The sequence below is a fragment of the Peptoniphilaceae bacterium AMB_02 genome, from assembly GCA_036321625.1.
Lineage (GTDB): Bacteria > Bacillota > Clostridia > Tissierellales > Peptoniphilaceae > Microaceticoccus > Microaceticoccus formicicus.
On the sequence record CP143259.1, the window covers coordinates 1,223,509 to 1,246,405 of the forward strand.

Below are 22,897 nucleotides of genomic sequence, written 5' to 3' on the forward strand. Positions count from 1 at the left end.
TACCCTCCTAAAATAATGAAATCGGATTTATCATAAAAAATATTTTATAGCCATCACCTATAAGATTTTTATTTCGAATTATATATTCGTCTAAAACCCGTTTTATCATATTTAATTCATTCTTTGTCTTAATTACTATATTGAATCTGTACATATTCCTAATCCTTTCAATAACGGCAGGATTAGGACCTATAATTTCATAATCTTTAGTTATTAAATTCTCTCTTATAATTTTAATAATCTCAAAAGATCTTTTGGATGCTTTTAATCTATCTTGATGTATCACCCTAATTAAAACTAAATTTTGAAAAGGTGGATACTTGTATTCTCTTCTCATTTTAATTTCGTCATTATAAAATTCATCATAATCATGGTCCATAGCATTATAAATTGCATAATGATTTGGTTGGTAAGTTTGAATAATTACTTTACCCTTGTCATCGCCTCTTCCTGCTCTACCGGCAACTTGAGTCAATAATTGAAATGTTTTTTCTTGTGATCTATAATCTGGAAGATTCAGAGTCAAATCAGCTGCGACAATACCTACTACAGTAACATTTTTAAAATCAAATCCCTTAGAAAGCATCTGTGTGCCGATTAAAATATCTATCTCTCCATTTGCCATTTGTTTATAAATTCTGCCATAGCTGCCCTTTTTGCTCATGGTATCCATATCCATTCTGGCGATTTTGGCATTTGGAAATACCTCTTTTGTGTATTCTTCTAATTTCTGTGTACCAGCTCCAAACTCTTTTATGGCATTACTTCCGCAAGATGGACAAATAAGCGGTTTATTTGCGGTTTTTCCACAAAAATGACATATGGAAATTCCTTTTGATTTATGGTAAGTCATAGAAACGTCACAATCATCACATCTTTGATTATAACCACAATTTCGGCAAAACACATATGAAGTATGTCCTCTTTTATTTAGGAAAAGAATTATCTGTTTCTTATCAGCCAGTGCCAATTCTATTTCTTCCCTTAGCGCATCTGAAAACATTGTAATATTGCCTTTTTTTAGTTCATCTCTCATATCTACAGTAATAACTTCAGGGAGCTCATTTTTGTTGGCACGACTACTAAGCTCCAGTAGCTTATATTCACCGATTACAGAATTATAGTAAGACTCAATACGTGGAGTTGCAGTTCCTAAAACCACATTACAATTATTATAATGTGCACGAAATCTGGCTATATCAATAGCATCGTATTTAGGGTTCTTCTCGCTTACATAACTAAGCTCGTGTTCCTCGTCTATGATAATCATACCCAAGTGTTGGAATGGTGCAAAAACAGCCGATCTGGTACCAACTACGATTTGAACCATGCCCTCTTTTATCATTCTCCATTGGTCAAATCTCTCGCTAATCGAGAGCCTACTGTGTAATACAGCAACCTTTTTACCAAAACGACCGGCAAACCTGGCAATAGTTTGAGGTGTCAACGAAATCTCAGGTACTAAAATCATCACCTGCTGTCCTTTATCCATAATCGCCTCGGCTAAATGCAGATATACCTCAGTTTTTCCACTACCTGTTACCCCTTTGAGCAAATAGGTAGTATTACTACCGTCCATGATTTCATCAAATACCCTCTTTTGATCTTCATTTAAAACATGCGAAGAATATTTTTTTATCTCTTCGTCTAAAACTTCTCTAAATACTCTTTTCTCAGTGATAGAAATTAGCTTCTTTGACTCAAGAGCTCTAAGGCTTGACAGAGAAGAATTTGTAGCTTTTAAAACTTCCGTTAATTCGCAGGAGTTTTTGCTGCTTAAATAATTCAAAATTTCAAGCTGTTTATGAGCTCTTAAATTTATACTTGTGAAATCCGAATCAATGAGTTTTACAATTTTAATATATTTAATATTAGCATCTTTTGTAAACTCATATTTTCTTGAAATAGCACCCTTCTCGACTAAATCATTTATCTGAGTTCTGGTCATATTAGGAAATTCATTTTTAACGTCTTCATAACCCCTTGGATTTGACAAAAACCTTAAGAATTCATCAGTATCGTTTTCAATATTAGAGTAAAACACCTCATTTATTGTAACAATATCTCCAGGAGGTAAGACAGTTTGAAAAGAGCTTGACAAATCAGACAAATACTCTTCACACATAAACTTCGCAATATCTATGAGCTCTTGATTTAATATGGGACTATCTTCTATCGGTTTAATGATATCTTTAACTTTATAGTCTTCATCTAATTCACTATTTATTTCAACAACCAGTCCAACAGTAGTTTTATTTCCTCTACCAAATGGGACAAGCACTCTCATCCCTATTTCTATCTCTTCTAATAGCTCAGAGGGGATTCTGTAGGTGTAATATTGATCTGTCATTCTGGTTTTAGATCTTAATACTAATTTTGCGTACAAAACTCCTCCTATTTATATTAAATTCAGAATTTCATCAGCCAACTCATACTTACTCATCAGTGGTAGATTTACAATCTTTTCACTGGAAATTATACTGGCAATATTTGTATCTACGTTGAAACCTGCCCCTGGCTTACTGACATCATTAGCGATAATATAATCCAAATTTTTTTTCTTTAATTTTAAGCTGGCATTTTCTATCAAATCATTAGTCTCAGCTGCAAATCCAATGACAAGTCGATCCTCTTTAATAGAAGCAAAATGACTGATAATATCCTTGTTTTTAGACAGTTGTATCTCAGGGATGCTGCTGCTCTTAATCTTAATGTGAGTTTTATTAACAACTTTATAGTCTGCAGGAGCTGCAGCCATTATCAATACTTCATTTTCCAGAAAAACATCATTGATAGCAGTAAATAAATCATCAGCTGACTTAATATCGATGCTTCTTATACCACCGATTTTTTCTAAATTTGAGGGACCGGAAATAAGTGTTACTTCTGCTCCTCTATTGCGTGCGACCCTAGCAATAGCATAACCCATTTTCCCGCTTGAATCATTAGAAATATACCTAACTGGATCAATTCTCTCAATAGTTGGTCCTGCAGTAACTATAATTTTTTTACCCTTTAAATTTTTTGGAGTTACAAAGCTCTCTAAATAATCAATGATTTGAACGGGTTCAGCCATACGACCATTTCCGTATGTATTACAAGCTAAAAATCCCGTTTCCGATTCGATAAAATAGTATCCACGATTTATAAGATCACTGATATTTTTTTGTGTGGCAAAATTATTCAGCATATTCGTGTTCATTGCTGTGGCAAAATTATAGGTTTGACACATGCTAAAAGTGTAGTTGTCAAAAGATTGTCTGCGATCCCATAAGCTACCTTTGCGATAGTGTTTGCAGTTGCAGGAGCAACCAGTACTAAATCACAAGCTTCTGCCAGTGCAATGTGCTCAACATCATAATCAGATGACTCTTCAAACATTTCTACATGAACCTTACATCTAGCCATCGTTTGAAAAAGTATTGGAGATATCATCTCAGTGGCAGCTTTCGTCATAATAACATCGAGAACTGCACCTTTTTTCTTTAATCTACTAATCAAGTCCAGAACTTTATAAATCGCTACACCACCGGTTACGCCCATTAAAATTCTTTTGTCTTTTAACATCTTATTTAATACTTTCTAAATCTGTTGTCTCATAACTTATCTTACCTTGCATCAACTCCTCAAGAGCAATTGTCACAGGCTTTTGTGAAGCAGTTTCAATTAATGGTTTTGATTTTTCTACAAGTCTTTTTGCCCTTTTAGAAGTAATCATAACTATGGCATATCTACTGTCGTTAATTTTTCTTAATTCCTCAAAAGATGGATTAATCATAAGTTTCCTCCTTCAAATATTCGTCTAGTGATAAATTATTTATAACCCTTAAACTCTCAGCATCGATAATACTATTTATATGTGCTACCGCATTTTCCACAGTATCATTTATAACAGCATACTGATACTCATTAATTTTAGAGATCTCTCCTCTTGCATTATTCAAGCGTAATTCTACCTGCTCAGCTGACTCTGTTCCCCTATGAGTTAACCTACGCTCTAATTCACTCATGCTGGGTGGTAATAGGAAAATAAAGACTCCATTAGGATAATTCTCTTTAACTTGTAATGCTCCTTGGACATCAATCTCAAGGATTATTACCTCGCCATTATTAATACCGTCCATGACAAAATCTTTTGGTGTTCCGTAGAGGTTTCCGTGTACTCTGGCATACTCTAAGAACTTATCCTCTTTTATTCCTTTTTCAAACTCTTCTTCCGATAAAAAGAAATAGTCATCTCCGCTTCTTTCCTGTGGTCTTTTAGGTCTGGTAGTTGCAGAAATTGAGTATTTAATCTTATCATTACCTTTTAATAACGCCTGGCATACGGTTCCTTTACCAACCCCTGAAGGACCGGAAATTACCATCAAAAATCCCTTTTTCTTCATTCATCTTCCCCTTTACTGCTCATATCTTTCATTTCAGATAACCTGGTATTTAGTGTATCGGTTTGAATTGCAGATAAAATTATATGTTTACTATCCATTATAATTACAGCTCTGGTCTTTCTACCGAATGTTGCATCAATTAAATTTAAGGAATCTCTATTGTTCTGGACCATTCTCTTAATTGGTGCGGAGTCAGGACTGATAATTGCAACTATCCTATCCATATGAACATAATTCCCATATCCTATATTAATAAACTCTTTTTGCATATATGCTCCTATTCAATATTTTGAATTTGTTCTTTTAATTTATCGATTCCTACCTTAACGTCAATAACATCATCAGTTATACAGACATCGCTTGATTTCGCACTTATTGTGTTAATTTCCCTATTTAACTCCTGAGTAATAAAATCCAGTTTTCTACCGATAGCAGAGCTGGTTTCAAGATTTTCTCTAAATTGAGCTATATGAGACTTTAGTCTCACTAATTCCTCATTTATATCCGATCTTTCAGCAAAGAAAACAACTTCAGAATTGAGTTTTTCAAACTCATATTCTCCGTGATCATCGACAAGAGCATGAACTTTTTCAGTTAATTTTTCTCTATATTCATCAATTACAAATGGAGCACGTTTTTCGATATTTTTAACTTTTTCTTCTATATAGGAAATATTTTCAGCTAAGTCTATGTATAAAGCTTCACCTTCTCTTAATCGCATATTATATAAGGCATCCACCGCTTGACTTACTGCATTGCATACAACCTCTTCAACTAGATCCAAATCCAATTCTTTTGGTTTAAACTCAATTATCTCGTTATTAAGTAGAATATGCTCCAGTTTTAATTTATGATCTAAACCTAGATGATCCATTAGCATTTCCAAATTATCTTTCATAAGCTTGGCGATATCTTTATCCACTACAACATCTGATTTGGATTCCGAAGTATTTTCATCTTTGATATAGACATCCACACGACCTCTAGAGATTTTTCTCTTAATAATGTTCTTTATTTTTTCATCTAAAAACATTAAATATACAGGCATTTTTACTTGTATATCTAAGTACTTATTGTTTACAGATTTTATATCAGCATTAATACCTATTATTTCGTTGGAAGCAGAACCTCTTCCATATCCTGTCATTGATTTAATCATATTTGTACCTCCACAATTACTATCATAAACATCATGCAATAAATAGTCAATTATTTATTACGAAATCGTAACAGTTTTTGATGGATTTAATATATGTTATACTAATAATAAATATTTTAAAATGAAGGTGAAATATGAGTTTTGATGGAATAACTACAAGATCGATTATAAGTGAATTAAGTAAAATGGTTGGAGCAAGGATAAATCGAGTAAACCAGCCTGAATCACTGGATATAATACTAATACTACACAAAGGTGTTACTAAGAACCTGCTTTTAACTGCAAATTCAAATGTGCCCAGATTTCATATAATTAATGATACACCAAAAAACCCTATGACCCCGCCTAATTTTTGTATGGTTTTAAGAAAGCATATACAAGGCGGAATAGTAAAGTCAATTTCACAGTACAAGCTCGACAGAGTAGTAAAATTGGAAATCAGTACCTATGATGAAATGGGTTACCCATGTGTAAAATCTTTGGTTATAGAAATCATGGGCAGGCATTCCAATATAATTTTGCTTGATGATAATAATAAAATAATAGACTCAATAAAAAGAGTAACAATGGATATGAGTCGAATAAGGCAAATACTGCCTGGTGCAACATATAATATCATCGAAGATGATAAAAAAGATTTGCTTAAAGAAGATGTACTCCCATCTCAGTTATTTGATTTTACAAAAAGTAATGCAGCTTATAAGTCTTTTTACATGAATTACACCGGACTTAGTCCGCTAATCAGCAAAGAAATAATCTATAGATCCGGATTAGATGTAGATATAAAATTAAATAATCTTGAAAAATTAGACATTGAAAATATTGACAATGAATTTATTAAAATCAGAAATCTAATAAGAGACAAGGACTTTAAGCCCTATCTATTACTCTCTTTAACCGGAGACAAAGCTGTTGGCTTCTACCCTATTGAGATAAATCATTTGGGTGGACAACTTACGACTAATGAAACCATGAGTCAGGTTTTGGAAGAATACTATGGAACTAAAGATAATTCAGATAGATTAAACCAAATGATCTCCAATATTTTAAAGGTGGTAAATAATAGGATAAAAAGATCTCAAAACAAATTGATTCAGCAAATATCAGAACTGGAAGAATCTCAAAATAGAGATATCTATAAAGTATATGCAGATCTTATATCAGCCAATATTCACTTAATAAATAGAGGCGTGGAATCAGTAAAACTGCAGAACTTTTATACTGAAGACCTAGAGACATTAGACATACCTCTTGATATTAAACTAAGTCCTCAACAAAATGCGCAACACTATTATAAAAAGTACTCAAAACTAAAGAAAACAGAAGAAGTGCTCTCCGATGAAATCCCAAAACTTAAGGAGGAAATAAACTATTTAAACCAAGTAAAATTGACACTAAGTTCCATAACAGAAGTAGATGAAATCCAAGAAATCAGAGAGGAATTATCAAAAGGCGGATACCTGAAACTTAGTAAAGCAAAGAGCAAAAATAAATCGTCTGCGCCTTCAAAACCTCTTAAATTCATTACTTCAGACGGACTAAACGTATATGTAGGTAAGAACAATAGACAAAATGATGAACTGACATTAAAATTTGCCTCAAAATCGGATTTGTTTTTCCACGCTCAGAAAGTTCCCGGAGCACATGTAATACTTAAAACGGACTCAAAGGAAATATCTGACAAATCAATATATGAAGCAGCATATTTAGCAGCCAAATATAGCAGTTTGAAAGATGAAAATCAAGTTATGATAGATTATACAGAAAAGAAAAATGTCTATAAAGCAAAGGGGGCAAAGCCGGGAATGGTTTACTATAACGACTTTAAATCTATATTAGTAGATTTAAGCGATCAGAGTATATTAAGAGGTATTGAGATTAAGTAATAAATGAGACTCAGGTTAATTAACCTGAGTCACTTTTTAACAATCTGTAATTATAGAGCATAATGAGATAAAAAACTATCCTCTTGTCTCGATAGATATATTATCGTACCCATCGATTTCATGTATCTTTACAATAACAAATTCCGACTTGGAGGTCGGTATGTTTTTACCAATGAAATTGGGCTTTATCGGTAACTCTCTATGTCCTCTATCGACCATTGCAACCATTTCGATTTTTCCCGGTCTACCTATCCTGCTAATGGCATCCAATGCAGCTCTGACTGTTCTACCGGAGGAGATTACATCGTCAACGAGTATTACCTTTTTACCGTCAATACTTATATCACAATCGCTTGTCACGGCATCTGTATTTACTTTTTTATCGTCTCTATAAGCTGAAATATCCAAGAAAAAGCAAGGTAGTTCTACTCCCTCAAAAGCATAGATATTTTCCGTTAATCTTTTAGCAATAGGATATCCTCTAGTCAATACTCCTAAAAATATAATATCTTCCGTACCTTTATTTTGTTCCAGGATTTCATGAGAAATCCTTCTTAAAATTCTATTAAATCCTTGTTCGTCAACAAATGTTTTCGTATCCATTTTTATACCTCAAATTCAATTTTTCCAAGGAAGATCTAAATTGTTCGCCTGGTTTAACGGTAAAGCACATCGGCTTATTTAAAATAGGGTGATTGAATTCTAAATAGTAAGCATGTAATAAATGATGCTCAGTATTTATTTTTTCTTTCTTGTACCCATATACCTTATCACCGACTATTGGATGGCCTATGAACTTAAGATGGACTCTTATTTGATGTGTTCTTCCCGTATGAAGTGATATATCTAATAAACTATAATCACCATTATAATCAATAGTACTATACTCAGTCAATGCAGGTCTGGAATTAACATCAGTTACTTCCATTTTAGTCCGGTTTGTCATCGATCTTCCGACTGGTTTATCGATTAAACCGCTGACAGGGTCTGGTCTACCATGTACTACAGCCAGATATTTTTTAACTATTTCTCTATCTTTAAACATCCTCTTAAGAATTTCGTGTGTATCATTGTCTTTAGCAATTATAAGTAGACCGGTAGTGTCTTTGTCCAATCTATGTACAATACCCGGCCTATCTGAACCACCAAGATCAGATAGCTTTTCGGTGTAGTTTAAAAGAGAATTAACTAGTGTTCCGGATCTATTTGACATGCTTGGATGAACTACCAGGTCATGAGGCTTATTGACTATAATTATATAATCGTCTTCGTATACAATATCAAGAGCTATTTCTTCAGGGGTTAAAACAATACTCTCATCTTCGATATGACCGATTATTTTATCCCCTCTAACTAATTTATAGCTAGGTTTTACTGCTTCTTCGTTAACTACAATATTTTTATTCTTTATGTTTCTAGTTACCATAGATCTTGAAATATTCAAGGCTTCAGATAAAAATTTGTCTATTCTTTCAAGATTGTCATCTTCAATAATTTTATTTATATTCAATTCTATACCCCTATATTCTCAATCTGCCAGTCGATAGCTTCCATATCATTTTTAACTAAAAAATTGTTTGCAGCCGAAAAATGAGAACATCCTAAAAAACCCCTATGTGCAGAAAGTGGAGAAGGATGTGTGGATTTCAGAATTAAATGATTATTGTTTGTTATTAACGAAATCTTATCTTGTGCATGTCTTCCCCATAACAAAAACACAATCGGTTTATCTCTATTGTTGAGCTCCATAATTATCCTGTCTGTAAAATAGTTCCATCCTATTTTACTATGAGAATTAGGAGAACCTCTTCTTACAGTAAGTGTGGTATTTAATAGAAGTACACCTTGTTTTGCCCACTTTAAGAGGTAACCATTATCTGGAATATAACATCCTAGATCTCTGTTTAACTCCTTGTAAATATTTAAAAGTGAAGGCGGTATTCTTATCCCGGGTTTAACAGAAAAACTGAAACCATGAGCTTGACCTGGACCATGATAAGGATCCTGTCCTATTATTACGACTTTTGTGCTATTAAAAGGAACTTCCTTAATCGAGCTGAATATCTCATACATATCCGGAAATATCTCATAATTTTTATATTCGTCAATTAATAGTTTTCTAAGATTTTTATAATACGGCTTATCAAATTCATCAAATATTAAATTGTCCCAGTCATTTCCAATGCTTACATTCATTTTTTACCTGCATCCTTATCAAAAATTACAATCAGCATAATTAAAACTGCACCAATTACTACACATATATCCGCCACATTAAATACGGGGAAATCATAATAACCCCAAAATCTCACAAAGATAAAATCAACTACATATTCTCTGATTATCCTGTCTATTAAATTGCCAATTGCACCTGCAACTACAAAAGACAGTGATAATTTCATTAGAGTGCTTGTAGTATGATAATTTTTAAGCATATAGTACACAATAAAAGAACAAACTGTAATGGTAATTATTATAAAAAAGACCGAGCGACCTTGGAGTATACCAAATGCTGCACCTCTATTTTCAACATAAGTTAGTTCTAAAAATTTATCTATCAATACTTTACTTTCATTTCCCTTAAGATAATTTACTGCAAAGTATTTAGTTATTTGATCCAGTATTATCAATACTGCAATTATTAAAAAATAAATCATCGCATTAACCCTTTTTGTAATATTTTATAAATATTCTACCTTTTTTACTATTTCCACCAATACTTTCAAGCACGAATCTACCGATTCCGGAAACCGAAATCTCATCATTTTCTTCTATTTTTGCATCAACAGAATCATTAATTTCATGGTTTAACTTTACTTTTCCGGATTTAATATGCTTTTGTGCTTTATTTCTGGAATAGTTTAGCATAAGCGCAATTAATGCATCTAATCTTAGGGAAGAAATAGAACCCGATTTTAAATTAATGTCAAAGCTTGGTTCATGTAAAAAAGGTATATCTTTGATTACCGGTCTAACAGCACTATTTTTTATGCTTGTAAGACCATTTTTTACATCGTCAACAACATCTTTTAAGATCGCAAATTCTAACCTGTCATCACAGAAGACTATATCGCCTATTTTACATCTTTTAATCCCGAGACTTAACAAAGCTCCCAATACATCTCTATGTTCAATAGCCTGATGAATGGGTTCAATATAAAAAACTTTTACCGCATCTTTCTCGTCTCCTACAATTATAACTTTTCTTTCAGTATCAGCTCCAGGCTCAACTATAGAAAAATCAATATCCATGTTTTTTAGAAGTTCACATGCATATTTAAATTCGGTAGGAGTTAAAAAATCAGTATTAAAAGACTTACTACTCTTTAAGTAAATAGCGGCTTTATATAGTATATCTTTAATCGTCTTTTTGGTATCACGATCTTGTATATAGTTTAAACTATTAGTCAAATTTCTCAATATTAACTCCAGTGCAATTTAAAAAGAGGACTATAACATCCTCTAGTTTTAAATATTATAATTGGTAAAATCCTTTTGCTTGGATTTGTTCTTTTAGTTTACCATCTATTTCTACATCTTTTGGAGCAATTACAAATATATCTTTTGTCACTTTTTGAATCTTGCCATCCAATGCATAAATGCCACCACTTACAAAATCGAAGATTTGTCTCTTTTTATCCATCTCAAGCATCTCTAGATTAAGTACTACAACTCTTCTGGCAACAATATCATCGATTATATGTGGTCCATCATCAAAAGTTATAGGTTCATGAATATTTATCTTAGTTCTGTCAATAGTACTTGATTGTAAGCTCACAATATTACTCCTTTTAGGTATTGGTTTTTCGTATGTTGAATAACTTTCATCTTTTGCAGTCTCAGTAGCAGAAGAAACATCTGAGATTTTCTCAGTTTCGTAACCATCGTCTTTATAATCATAGTCATCATCGTAATATTCTTCTTCTATTCCTATAACACTTTTTATTTTATCAAATAATCCCGCCATATTAATCCTCCCATTTAGTAAATCCTATCTCCAAACAAGTATGAGCCTATTCGAATCATATTTGAACCGTTTTCAATTGCCACTTGATAATCATGGCTCATACCCATAGATAAGTATTCCATCTTTATATTATTATAATTGATACTCTTAATATCTTCAAATATTTCTTTAAGTTTTTTAAAAACCCATGCTGTATCTTCTGGTTTTTCGTAATGTGGAGCCATAGTCATTAGCCCTTTAACCTTAATATATTCAAATCCTTCTATATAATCCAGGAAATCTTTTAAATCTTCTACATAAATTCCGGATTTTGTATCTTCCTTAGAAATATTTACCTGTATTAGTACATCTTGTATTATACCTTCGGACTTGCATCTTTTTTCAATTTCCTTCACCAATGACTTTCTATCTACCGAATGAATCAATTTAACTCTACCAATGATATCTTTTACTTTATTTGACTGTAAATGTCCTATCATATGATAATTTACTCCATCCCCTATTTGATCCATCTTAGGGACAAGCTCTTGAACCTTATTTTCTCCGATATCTTTTATTCCTGAATCTATTGCTTCTATAATATCTGGTACGGGTTTTTGCTTTGTAACGGCAATTAATGTTATGCCTGAGTCTTCAAAACTACATCCTTTTATTTCCTCTATAACTTTTTTTACATTTTCAATATTATCTTTAATCATTCAACCACTCCTTAACATGTATAGATTTATCGTATATTATCTTACCGCATCTCCAATCTTCACTCTATTAGGGCGGATAATTACTTCGTCATAAGCCCTAAGAGTATTGACCGATTCCTCATTGACCTTTATTTGACCATCAATACCGGCGCTTACATAGGTTTTGTTACCGTCATCCTTTATTACTTCCACGGGAACAGATTCGACATATCCACTACGATTTACTTTCATGACCATTTGAATTCCGTCTTTTTCAAAAACCGATGAACTGGGTAATTGATAACTCATTTTTTTATCAAGGATTACAGAAGATTCTAATATTCTAGTATTTTCTATCAAATCATAACCACTATTGAATACTGCCTTGATTAGCATATCTTTGTCCGACTTTGTCAAATCCAAAATCTCCCCTGTTATGACAGATTCTTCATCTACTTTAATTGAAACCTTATCTCCCTTTTCAGGAATCGATTTGGGATCCGATAATTGTATAATTGCATAATATATATTATTATTTACAATCTTAAAAGAGTTTTTAAGAACTTTTATATTCTCTTTTACTTGAGATGGTAGTTTAAAGTCCGAAAGTTCAAAACTGTTAAGCAAATTTAAGTCAAATATTTCCTCATATCCGTCCAGTGAGTCATAGAAATAACCTGCAGTCTTTGAATACAATTCAGAATTATTTTTGTAATCATTATCAAATAACTTGCCAATTTTTTTCTTCATGTTTTGCTTATTTATCAATGGCGTCTTAATAATAGAATTATTTCCCAATAACCTAAGCCTTTGAGTCTCCGCATCAATATTAGGAGTTAACTCTTCAGTACTATCTTCTGAAAAATTAAAACTTTCGGATGCTACAGTACCTATTCTGGTACCTACGGGAATTCTCCCCCTTAACTGAAGAGAATCAAATCGTGCTAATCCGTTAAAATCATAGTATTCTTCATCATAAAAAAAGTAGATTTTCCCCAAATATTCTTCAGAATATACATTTCCTGCGTCTATTTCAACTATGGCAAATTTATAATATTTACTATATAAATTGAAACCTATAATAGAAACGATAAACATAAATATCAAAACTGTTATTATTTTTTGACCGTTTCTCTTCATAATCACACCTATTATTTATATTAATATAATACTTCCCTTTTCTTATTTCGCTCCATTAATCTTTCAACTGAATCTGAAATAGAATAATCATTGAATAAAATATTATATATTTCTTCTGTAATTGGCATCTCAACATCATTCTCTTCTATAAGACTCTTAACAGCCTTACATGTCTTAATGCCTTCAACAACCATATTAACCTTTTTTTCAGTCTCTTCTATGGAATGGCCCTGACCTATCAGTATACCGGCTCTTCTATTTCTACTATGCATACTCGTGCTGGTAACTATTAAATCTCCCATTCCAGTTAATCCATAGAAAGTCTCGGGTCTTCCTCCCAATGCAATTCCAAGTCTTGCTATCTCATGCATCCCTCTGGTCATTATAGCGGCCTTTGTATTATCTCCAAAACCAAGTCCGTCTGCAATACCCAATCCCAATGCTAAGATATTTTTAGTTGCACCGCCTAATTCAACGCCTATGATGTCTTCATTAGTGTATACTCTAAAATCTCTATTCATAAAAACATCTTGAACTGTAGACATTGCACTATTGCTTAGTGAAGCCGCGACAATTGCAGTTGGCATTTTAATTGCAACTTCTTCGGCATGAGTCGGTCCCGATAGTGCAACAAATCTATTTACATCAAAAAACTCACCAAATATTTCTGAAATTCTTTTATTCGTACCTATTTCTATACCTTTAGCAACATTAACAAAAAGGGCTTGGTTATTAAAAACACCGCTGTTTTCAGTGAGTATAGTTCTTATGTTTTGTGTAGGTACGGCGAAAACAACAATTTCACATTCAGATATATCTGCAATATTAGTAGTTGCTATAATTTCACTATTAAGGGTAATATCTTTTAAATAACGACTATTAGCATGATATTCATTTATCTCTGATGCATTTTCACTATTTCTCATATACATAGTGACATCATTGCCATTATCAGCTAGAACCATTGCAAGAGCAGATCCCCAGCTCCCTCCACCAATTATTGCAATTTTCTTCATAGCTATTTCTCCTTAAATTTTATTTTGTTTTCTGTTTTATTGAGTAGACGTACAATATTTGTTCTATGCTTGTAAATTGCAATTATAGCCAAAAGTAATATTACATAAAATGTATAGGGTTTGGTCTTGAAAGCTAAAATATACGCACAAATAGGCGCTGAGGCTGCTGCGAGTACTGAACCGAGCGACACATATCTGGATATTGCTACAGTGATTATAAATATAGCAATTACTATAGCAAAAATTCTTATATCAAGATAAATCAAAACACCTGCAGATGTTGCAATTCCTTTGCCACCTTTAAACCCAAAAAAAACAGGCCAATTATGTCCTAATATAACACCTACGGCAGCATAGTATACAGAGTACTGGTCTCCAAACTTATCTGCTAAATAAAGTGCCAGTACTCCCTTTAATAAATCCATCAGTAGCGTCGTCACGCCAATAACAGGACCAAAAGACCTAAGTGCATTTGTTGCTCCTGCATTACCACTTCCCATTTTTCGTATGTCCTTATTCAATAATACCTTGCCTAGAATATAAGCAGCGGTGAAATTTCCAATCAAATAAGAAAGTATAAAAAATAAAAGATTCATTATTCGCTCCTGGATCTAAGTTCAAAATTCAAAGGTGTACCTACAAATCCAAACTTTTGTCTTATATTATTTTCAAGATATCTCATATAAGAAAAATGCATAAGTTCCGGTTTATTAACAAACAATAAGATTTTTGGAGGTCTAACACTTGCTTGTGTAGAATAGAATATCTTTAATCTTTGTCCTTTATCTGTTGGAGGAGGCGTTCTGAAGACTGCTTCACTAATAATTTCGTTTAAGACCCCAGTACTAATTCTTAAATTGTAATTGTCATTGACCATATTTATTAACGCAAAAATATCATCTACCCTCTTACCGGTTTTTACAGACATAAAATGTACCGGGGCATAGCTAATAAAACCCAGCTTATTACGTACATTTTCTTCATACTTTTTCATGGTATTGGTTTGTTTATCGATTAAATCCCATTTATTGACAATTATTATGATAGCCTTACCTTGTTCATGGGCGTAGCCAGCTATCTTTGTATCTTGTTCAGTAACGCCTTCTGTCGCATCTATTAATAATAGACATATATCAGATCTATCTACCGCAGATAGAGTTCTTATAACAGAATACCTCTCAATTGCATCTGTTATAGCTCTTTTTCTTCTTAATCCTGCAGTATCTATAAAAAGATACTCTACCCCATCTCTCATAATATAAGAATCGATAGCGTCTCTTGTCGTACCTGCAATATCCGTTACAATCATCCTATCTTCATCCAGTAGTCTATTTATAAGAGAAGACTTACCAACATTTGGTTTTCCGACAATGGCTACTGAAATATCAGTACTCTCCTCATCTTTTCCAGATTCCGGCAAAAAGGTCAATATCTCATCCAGCAAATCACCCAATCCAAAAGCCTGTTCGGCAGAAACTACCATTAAATGTTCAAATCCAAGTTCATAGAACTCATATACATCAGTAGGAGTATTATGCGTATCAATTTTATTGACGACGACGATTACAGGTCTACCTGATTTTCTAAGTATCTCTGCAATATCACGATCTTCTTGCATAATCCCCGATTTTCCATCGACCACAAAAAGAATTAAATCTGAAGTATCAATTGCAAGCTCTGCCTGCAGTTTAATATGTTTAGAAATAATATCATCGTCATCAGGCACATATCCACCTGTGTCGACTAGCATAAAATACCTGCCAAGCCATTCAGCTTCTCTATACAAACGGTCCCTGGTAACTCCCGGTGTATCTTCTGTAATTGCTTCTTTTTTTCTAATTAGTTTATTGAAAAGAGTTGATTTTCCGACATTAGGTCTACCAACTACACTCACTATAGAATTTCTCAAAATTTCACCTCTAATTATTTATAATAAATAAATCTGCAAATATATGCAGTTACTATATCTTATCTTCTATTATACTAGATTTTATGTAAATTTAAAACAAGCAGCAATGCGCTGCTTGTTTTATTGGGATTATTTATATAGTGGGAAGTTTTGAAGCATATCAAGAACTTTTTTCTTAAGTTCTTCTTGTGGTGCTTCGTTCTTAAGAGCTGCAACAATTATTTTTGCAATCTCTCTGAATTCATTCTCTTTAAGCCCTCTTGTAGTCATTGCAGGAGTTCCTAGTCTGATTCCTGAAGTTACGAATGGACTGTTCTTTTCGTTTGGAATTGTGTTTTTATTAGTAGTAATATTTACACTCTCCAAAATAGCTTCTGCTTCTTTTCCTGTATGTCCAACAGTTGTAACATCAACTAGTAGTAAGTGGTTATCAGTACCACCTGAAATTAATCTCAATCCTCCATTTACAAGCTCTTCAGCTAATGCTTGAGCATTATCTAGGATTTGTTGCTGGTATACTTTAAACTCAGGTTTTAAAGCTTCTTCGAAACATACAGCTTTACCGGCAATTATATGCTCAAGTGGACCACCTTGTAGTCCAGGGAAAATTGCTTTATCTAGCATTTTTGCATATTCTGCTTTACAAAGTATAGCCCCACCACGAGGTCCTCTTAGAGTTTTGTGTGTTGTAGTTGTAACAAAGTCAGCATATGGAACCGGATCCGGATGAAGACCTGCAGCTACAAGACCTGCGATATGAGCCATATCTACCATGAAATAAGCTCCGACTTCATCGGCTATTTCTTTAAATATCTTAAAATCGATTTTTCTAGGATAAGCACTCGCACCGGCAACGATTAGTTTAGGTTGCTCTTTCTTTGCAATTTCTCTAACTTCATCATAGTCAATTACTTCAGTTTCAAGATTTACTCCATAGTCAACGAAATTGTAATAAAGTCCGGAAATATTAACAGGTGATCCATGAGTTAAGTGTCCACCTTCAGATAATTTCATTCCAAGTACTTTATCACCAGGTTTTAAAATTGATAGATATACACCTAGATTGGCATTAGCTCCTGAATGAGGCTGAACATTCGCATGATCTGCTTTAAACAGTTCACACATCTTGGATATAGCTAAATCTTCGATGACATCTATAAATTCACAACCGCCATAATATCTTTTTCCTGGGTAACCTTCAGCATACTTGTTGTTAAGTGGTGATCCTAAAGCTTCCAGTACCGGCTCAGAAACAAAGTTCTCAGACGCAATTAACTCAACATGTTCATTCTGTCTGGTTATTTCCTTCAGAATGTTTTCATAAACAATTGGTGATGCTTCTTGTAACTTCTTAAATTGCATAAACTTCCTCCTGTATTTAAGTTCATTTATTTCAGCTTTTGCTGATTATTCTATTAATCCTCATCATTTCTGCATCTTGTGTACCTAGTAGCTTATCAATTATTTTAAGAATAAGAAGAGATATTAAGAACCCTAGAATTCCAAATAAAAAACTATACAACTCTAAATTACTTAATCCCTTTTCATTCATAATATAATACGATACCGCAATACCTAAGATGAACATAATTAGAGGAATAACATACAAAACTATAGTATATTTGACAACTCTCTTGTTGTTGGCTGCCAATTCTACACCGTCTCCGGGTTTGGCATTGACCTCATTTGGCAGATTTACAATCATAACCGGTGTATCACAACCACCACATGTTTTACATCCACCGCCACAACCAGATGTACGACTGACAGCAACTTTGGCCATTCCATTATTAACAGATAAGACCTTTCCGACTTTATTCATACTTCTCCTCTTTCAGCAGTTCCTTTACTACTTCTGATGCTATTATTAAGCCGGCCACCGGAGGAACAAAAGCGGAACTGCCCGGACTTCGATCATTCGTGCCAGTTATTTTAATAGCTTCCTCGTCTGACCAAACGACCTTTAATCCCTTAATATTTCTGTCCCTTACTTCTTTTCTAATAATCCTTGCCAGCGGGCACACTTTAGTATCTTCAATGTTTGAAATCCTAAATCTAGTAGGGTCGAATTTATTACCGGCACCCATAGAACTTATAATGGGAATACCACTTTTAAATGCCTCTTCAATCAATAGGATTTTAGATTTAACTGAGTCAATAGCATCAATAACATAATCGTACTTTTTGAATTCAAAATCTTTGTTAGATTTTTCATCAAAATATTTTACCATTACAATTATACATGTTTTTGGATTAATTGTCAACAGTCTGTCTCTTAATGCCTCAGCCTTATTCATACCTATAGTATCATAAGTTGCTTGTATTTGTCGATTAAGATTAGTCAACTCAACAATATCGTTATCAACTATCGTAAGATTTCCCAGTCCGCTTCTTATGAGAGCTTCAGCAGTAAAAGAACCTACTCCTCCAACACCAAATATAATCACATTCTTATTGGATAATATCCGTGAGCTGTTTTCACCATACAATCTATCAAATCTTTCAAACTGAGTGACCATATTATATTTTCTTTACATGGATTTCCTTAAGCTGTTCGTCACTTACAGGTGATGGTGCACCTGTTAGAAGACATGTAGCTGATTGTGTCTTAGGAAATGCAATTACATCTTTTATATTATTAGTACCGGCAAAAAGCATAACCAATCTGTCAAATCCATATGCTATTCCACCATGAGGAGGTGTTCCATAGCTAAGAGCTTCTATAAAATAACCGAACTTTCTTTGGATGTCGTCCTCGTTTAAGCTTAATGCTCTAAACACTCTGTCTTGGAGTTCTGAATTATTGATTCTAATTGATCCTCCACCAATTTCCTCACCATTTATAACTAAGTCATATGCTATTGCACGACACTTTTCAGGTGCAGTCTCCAATAAATCAATATCTTCAATATTTGGATGAGTAAATGGATGATGCTTAGCAGCATATCTCTCTTCTTCCTCATCGTACTCGAACATAGGGAAATCAATAACCCATGTAATAGCATATTCTTCGTCATTTAGAATATCTAAGTCTCTTGCAATTTTAATTCTTAAATTACCAAGTGATGCATTTGTAGTTTCAAAATCATCTGCCACGACAAAAACAAGTCCATTATTATCTATATTAAATAGTCCTTTGATTGCAGCAATATTCTCTTCGGTTAAAAACTTACTAATCGATGAGGTCATTTCTCCTTCGTGGAATTTAATCCAAACTAGACCTTTTGCACCATAATCCTTTACAAAATCAGTTAGTTTATCGATTTTCTTTCTGCTGAATTCCGTTTCATAATCACCGATATTAAAACCCTTTATAATTTTGCCATCTTCCAAAGCTGTTTTAAACAGTCCAAACTCGGTATTTTTAAATACCTCTTCCAGATGCTTAAGTTCAAATCCAAACCTTAAATCAGGTTTATCTACGCCGTATTTCTCCATCGCTTCACTATAAGGCATCACTCCAAATGGAGTAGGCAAGTCTATCCCCTTGATTTCCTTAAACATTTTGCATACAAGCTTTTCATTTATATCCATAACATCTTCAGCATCCACAAAAGACATCTCAATGTCAACTTGTGTAAATTCAGGTTGCCTATTTGCTCTTAAATCTTCATCTCTGAAGCACTTCACTATCTGATAATATCTATCCATTCCTCCAACCATTAAAATTTGTTTCAATTGTTGTGGTGACTGTGGAAGAGCATAGAATTTATTTGGATTAACTCTGGAAGGCACTAAATAATCCCTAGCTCCTTCAGGAGTTGGATTTGTAAGGAATGGTGTTTCAATTTCTACAAAATCATTGTCATATAAAAAGTCTCTGATTACCTTTGCAAGCTTAGCTCTTAATTTTAAATTCTTTTGCAGACTCTCTTTTCTCAAATCTAAATATCTATATTTCAATCTCATTGATTCAGAAGCATTGTCATCATCTTTAACATATATAGGAGGCGTATTGGCTTTATCCAGAATCTTAAGCTCTGTAACTATTACCTCTATATCCCCTGTAGGCATTTTGGGGTTTTTAGACTCTCTCTCAGATACAACTCCTCTGACAGCTAATACATATTCACTACGAATATTTTCTGCAATATTATAAATCTCAGGAGTAGTTTCTTTTTTTATTACTACTTGAGAGATTCCTGTAGTATCTCTTAAATCTATAAAAATTAAAGCTCCAAGATTTCTTTCTTTAGCTACCCATCCGTTTAAAACTACCTCAGAACCAATATCAGCAGCTCTTAAATCACCACACATATTAGTTCTTTTAAATTTCTGTTCCATTGTTTTGACCTCCTTAAGGTTGATAGTCATATCTCTACATCCTATATTTTATATCAATTGAGAGAGTAAATCAATAACTTTAAACCAAGATTTCTTAGTTTACCATTTACATATTTCATTTGTTTAATTATACTATAAGTACAGACCCAATTTTATAAGAAGATGAGGTGTACGAATGAAAATTTCAATTCATATGATATTAGAAGAATTATCTGAACTTAAGCCCGAGTCTGTTATTAATTTTCAAACTTCTTTTACTTCATATAATTTGCTGGAAACTTTTCCAGATGAAAACGATGTTCTTCACATTTGTGATGTAACAAAATTTGTAAGCATGAACAATATAACCGAACGTAAGACATTTGTACTTATAGATCCTTTAAACATTATGGAAGAAGTTGAAGTATCTAATAAAATCAATGTAATTGCAATTAAAGACAACATTACTCAAGCAACACTAATAAACAAAATTATACAAATTTTTAATAAGTATATAAATTTTGAATTGACTTTAACTTCATATCTTCATCAAGGTGTGTCCCTAGAGAAAATACTCAACTTTATTTACAAAAGTGTCGGTATTGAGATGCATCTAAATGATTCAAGAGGTAATGCACTTTACAGGAACAGCAATGCATATAAGTACTATCCGCAGACAATTTTAATTTCGAAAACAGTAAGAGACGGGAAAAAAGCTCTGGGTTCACTTGCATTAATGAAAAGTAAGGTCTTAACTGAAGATTATCAGATGTCACTTTTCAATATTATAAGCGAAATACTGGATAAAAAACTTGATTTGTACTTTAATGACAAAAGAGATGCTTATCTTGATTTAACCAAGATGGTCTATGATAATCTTGCTAATTCTTCACCTCTTGATGTTGAGCAAGTATCAAAGAAGCTAGAAAATCTAGGATGGTCAATAAACCATAACTACAGATTATTCTTGATATCATCTCAAAGATACGAGAGTATTCAATTAGTAATTGATTATCTTACAGATCAGTACAAAAAGGATACATTATTATTTAAACATGAGGGCAAATACATCCTTTTAGTCAACGATAATAAAGTGGATAGTGATATATTGATCTCAGAACTAAGACTGATGATAGATTCAAGATCCGATTTGAAAATTCTTGTATCAATTGCATTTAATAATATACTAGAGGTCTCTAAACACTATAGATTTTTATGCATGTTGGTATCAAAAATAGATTTTGAACTGGTTGATTTATCTGTAGACACAATAAAGGTACTTTTAATTTTATCTAAAGGTATCGAAAATAATGTATTTATTAATTCTGAAATAAGAAAACTTAAAGAATACGATTCTGATAGCGACGGAGACTTATTAGAAACACTGTATGCATATATTTGTTATGAAAGAAGTCTAGTAAGAACCGCAGAAAAACTCAATGTTCATAGAAATACCGTCGTTTATCGAGTTAACAGGATTAATGAAATCATCAATCTTGACCTGGACAATCCACTTATACGCTATCACACCATCATTTCTATTCTCTTAATTGAAGGTGAAGGATTACTGAAATATAATTAAAAAAATTCCTTAAGAAGTCGAGCTTCTTAAGGAATTTTTAATCTATAAGGTCAAGATATCTTTCTATTGGCACATCTCTAACTATTTCAGTTATGTCAATACTTTCCATTTTTAAAATCTTACTCAATAATGAAGAAGAATAATGTGCAGCTTCTTCAACTGTGTTACCCTGTGTTATCTTACCCGTCATAAAAGACGAAAAGATATCTCCGGTACCAGCAAATTTATATGGGATAACTTCGTATTTTATTCTGAAGGGTTCGCCGTCTAAGTTTAAGCCATAGACATAGTATTCTCCATTGATTAAAACACTGGTTAATACCGCAGATTTCAATCCTAAACCATTAAACTTATTTAACCACCTAATCGCAGTACTTTCTGATATAGTCTTTGAAGGCTTCTCATCCAATAAAAGCGCTGCTTCTGTCACATTAGGCAGAATGATATCGGAATGTGTTATCATTTTCTTCATATGATCTATAATCTCTAATGGTAAACCATGATAAAGCTCCCCGTCATCTCCCATTATAGGGTCGGTTATTATCAACGGCTTCGTTTTTTGATATGATAGAAGTTTTTCTATTATCTTAACTTGCTCTTCAGAGTTGATAAAACCGGTTACGATAACATCAAATTGAAAATCCAATGTCTCCCAGATTTCTACTGTATTTCTCATATAATCAGTTAAATCATGAAGTTCTGAGATTTTATAGTCAAAAGTATTAGATACTATTGATGTAGGTAAATTGCTTATATCCAGCTTCATTTTTGATAGTATGGGTATCATAGTTGATAATGCAATCTTTCCATGACTCACAATATCCCCTATCAGTAAAACTCTCTTCATTAAATCCCTCTTTTCTTACTTTCATCAGTATTTATAATATCACAATAGTAATCTTTTTACACC

At 32.9% G+C, this 22,897-nt stretch carries 25 protein-coding genes; 2 read left to right on the plus strand and 23 right to left on the minus strand.

Features of this window, described 5'->3' with window-relative positions; translation table 11 throughout:
- Positions 1–7: 7 nt before the first annotated feature.
- From priA to VZL98_06060, 7 genes are read right to left on the minus strand one after another with little or no spacing between them, the layout of a single operon-like run.
- The gene (gene priA / locus VZL98_06030; protein ID WVH64486.1) at positions 8–2,386 is read right to left on the minus strand and encodes a primosomal protein N'; all 2,379 of its coding nucleotides are present in this window, start codon (positions 2,384–2,386) and stop codon (positions 8–10) included.
- 12 nt (positions 2,387–2,398) lie between these two features.
- Positions 2,399–3,202 carry a bifunctional phosphopantothenoylcysteine decarboxylase/phosphopantothenate--cysteine ligase CoaBC gene (gene coaBC / locus VZL98_06035; protein ID WVH64487.1) on the minus strand — a complete coding sequence of 268 codons (804 nt, stop codon included), beginning with the start codon at positions 3,200–3,202 and terminating at the stop codon, positions 2,399–2,401.
- The gene (locus VZL98_06040) at positions 3,199–3,567 is read right to left on the minus strand and encodes a flavoprotein (protein WVH64488.1); all 369 of its coding nucleotides are present in this window, start codon (positions 3,565–3,567) and stop codon (positions 3,199–3,201) included. Before VZL98_06040 ends, coaBC begins: the two co-directional genes overlap by 4 nt.
- Position 3,568: 1 nt before the next feature.
- Positions 3,569–3,778: a DNA-directed RNA polymerase subunit omega gene (rpoZ, locus tag VZL98_06045; GenBank protein WVH64489.1), complete on the minus strand. Its 210-nt coding sequence runs from the start codon at positions 3,776–3,778 to the stop codon at positions 3,569–3,571.
- Positions 3,771–4,388, minus strand: coding sequence for a guanylate kinase (gene gmk / locus VZL98_06050; GenBank protein WVH64490.1), 618 nt, complete (start codon positions 4,386–4,388; stop codon positions 3,771–3,773). Before gmk ends, rpoZ begins: the two co-directional genes overlap by 8 nt.
- Entirely contained in the window at positions 4,385–4,657 is a 273-nt protein-coding gene (locus VZL98_06055; protein WVH64491.1) for a DUF370 domain-containing protein, read from the minus strand. Before VZL98_06055 ends, gmk begins: the two co-directional genes overlap by 4 nt.
- Before the next feature lie 8 nt (positions 4,658–4,665).
- Positions 4,666–5,547, minus strand: a complete 882-nt coding sequence (locus tag VZL98_06060; GenBank protein WVH64492.1) for a YicC/YloC family endoribonuclease — start codon at positions 5,545–5,547, stop codon at positions 4,666–4,668.
- Between the two features lie 134 nt (positions 5,548–5,681).
- Between VZL98_06060 and VZL98_06065 the strand changes: the two genes are divergently transcribed.
- Entirely contained in the window at positions 5,682–7,433 is a 1,752-nt protein-coding gene (locus tag VZL98_06065) for an NFACT RNA binding domain-containing protein (protein WVH64493.1), read from the plus strand.
- Between the two features lie 75 nt (positions 7,434–7,508).
- Here the strand turns inward: VZL98_06065 and pyrR are convergent, their stop codons facing one another.
- The 15 genes from pyrR to aspS all read right to left on the minus strand — a co-directional run bounded on the left by pyrR (position 7,509) and on the right by aspS (position 20,426).
- The gene (gene pyrR / locus VZL98_06070; GenBank protein ID WVH64494.1) at positions 7,509–8,036 is read right to left on the minus strand and encodes a bifunctional pyr operon transcriptional regulator/uracil phosphoribosyltransferase PyrR; all 528 of its coding nucleotides are present in this window, start codon (positions 8,034–8,036) and stop codon (positions 7,509–7,511) included.
- Positions 8,014–8,943, minus strand: a complete 930-nt coding sequence (locus tag VZL98_06075) for an RluA family pseudouridine synthase (GenBank protein WVH64495.1) — start codon at positions 8,941–8,943, stop codon at positions 8,014–8,016. Before VZL98_06075 ends, pyrR begins: the two co-directional genes overlap by 23 nt.
- A gap of 2 nt (positions 8,944–8,945) precedes the next feature.
- Positions 8,946–9,629, minus strand: coding sequence for a uracil-DNA glycosylase (locus VZL98_06080; GenBank protein ID WVH64496.1), 684 nt, complete (start codon positions 9,627–9,629; stop codon positions 8,946–8,948).
- A complete protein-coding gene (gene lspA, locus VZL98_06085; GenBank protein ID WVH64497.1) occupies positions 9,626–10,090 on the minus strand; it encodes a signal peptidase II in 465 nt (154 codons plus the stop codon). Before lspA ends, VZL98_06080 begins: the two co-directional genes overlap by 4 nt.
- Positions 10,091–10,094: 4 nt before the next feature.
- Positions 10,095–10,853 (minus strand): YlmH/Sll1252 family protein, encoded by a 759-nt coding sequence (locus tag VZL98_06090; GenBank protein ID WVH64498.1) that lies wholly within the window; start codon positions 10,851–10,853, stop codon positions 10,095–10,097.
- 55 nt (positions 10,854–10,908) lie between these two features.
- Positions 10,909–11,400 (minus strand): cell division protein SepF, encoded by a 492-nt coding sequence (gene sepF / locus VZL98_06095; protein WVH64499.1) that lies wholly within the window; start codon positions 11,398–11,400, stop codon positions 10,909–10,911.
- Positions 11,401–11,414: 14 nt separating this feature from the next.
- Positions 11,415–12,098: a YggS family pyridoxal phosphate-dependent enzyme gene (locus VZL98_06100; GenBank protein ID WVH64500.1), complete on the minus strand. Its 684-nt coding sequence runs from the start codon at positions 12,096–12,098 to the stop codon at positions 11,415–11,417.
- A 36-nt stretch (positions 12,099–12,134) separates the two neighbouring features.
- Positions 12,135–13,217 (minus strand): HlyD family efflux transporter periplasmic adaptor subunit, encoded by a 1,083-nt coding sequence (locus VZL98_06105; protein WVH64501.1) that lies wholly within the window; start codon positions 13,215–13,217, stop codon positions 12,135–12,137.
- A gap of 20 nt (positions 13,218–13,237) precedes the next feature.
- A complete protein-coding gene (locus VZL98_06110) occupies positions 13,238–14,233 on the minus strand; it encodes an NAD(P)H-dependent glycerol-3-phosphate dehydrogenase (GenBank protein ID WVH64502.1) in 996 nt (331 codons plus the stop codon).
- A 2-nt stretch (positions 14,234–14,235) separates the two neighbouring features.
- Entirely contained in the window at positions 14,236–14,829 is a 594-nt protein-coding gene (gene plsY, locus VZL98_06115) for a glycerol-3-phosphate 1-O-acyltransferase PlsY (GenBank protein ID WVH64503.1), read from the minus strand.
- Positions 14,829–16,142 carry a ribosome biogenesis GTPase Der gene (der, locus tag VZL98_06120; protein WVH64504.1) on the minus strand — a complete coding sequence of 438 codons (1,314 nt, stop codon included), beginning with the start codon at positions 16,140–16,142 and terminating at the stop codon, positions 14,829–14,831. The genes plsY and der overlap by 1 nt, the downstream gene beginning before the upstream one ends.
- 129 nt (positions 16,143–16,271) lie before the next feature.
- Positions 16,272–17,504: a serine hydroxymethyltransferase gene (glyA, locus tag VZL98_06125; protein WVH64505.1), complete on the minus strand. Its 1,233-nt coding sequence runs from the start codon at positions 17,502–17,504 to the stop codon at positions 16,272–16,274.
- Positions 17,505–17,535: 31 nt separating this feature from the next.
- Positions 17,536–17,964 (minus strand): SoxR reducing system RseC family protein, encoded by a 429-nt coding sequence (locus VZL98_06130; protein ID WVH64506.1) that lies wholly within the window; start codon positions 17,962–17,964, stop codon positions 17,536–17,538.
- On the minus strand, positions 17,957–18,661 hold the full coding sequence (locus tag VZL98_06135) for a tRNA threonylcarbamoyladenosine dehydratase (protein WVH64507.1): 705 nt from the start codon (positions 18,659–18,661) through the stop codon (positions 17,957–17,959). The genes VZL98_06130 and VZL98_06135 overlap by 8 nt, the downstream gene beginning before the upstream one ends.
- Position 18,662: 1 nt before the next feature.
- Positions 18,663–20,426, minus strand: coding sequence for an aspartate--tRNA ligase (aspS, locus tag VZL98_06140; GenBank protein WVH64508.1), 1,764 nt, complete (start codon positions 20,424–20,426; stop codon positions 18,663–18,665).
- Between the two features lie 175 nt (positions 20,427–20,601).
- Between aspS and VZL98_06145 the strand changes: the two genes are divergently transcribed.
- Entirely contained in the window at positions 20,602–21,987 is a 1,386-nt protein-coding gene (locus tag VZL98_06145) for a helix-turn-helix domain-containing protein (protein WVH64509.1), read from the plus strand.
- Between the two features lie 37 nt (positions 21,988–22,024).
- Here VZL98_06145 and VZL98_06150 read toward each other — a convergent pair whose 3' ends face one another.
- Positions 22,025–22,834, minus strand: a complete 810-nt coding sequence (locus tag VZL98_06150) for a bifunctional hydroxymethylpyrimidine kinase/phosphomethylpyrimidine kinase (GenBank protein ID WVH64510.1) — start codon at positions 22,832–22,834, stop codon at positions 22,025–22,027.
- Positions 22,835–22,897: the final 63 nt, after the last annotated feature.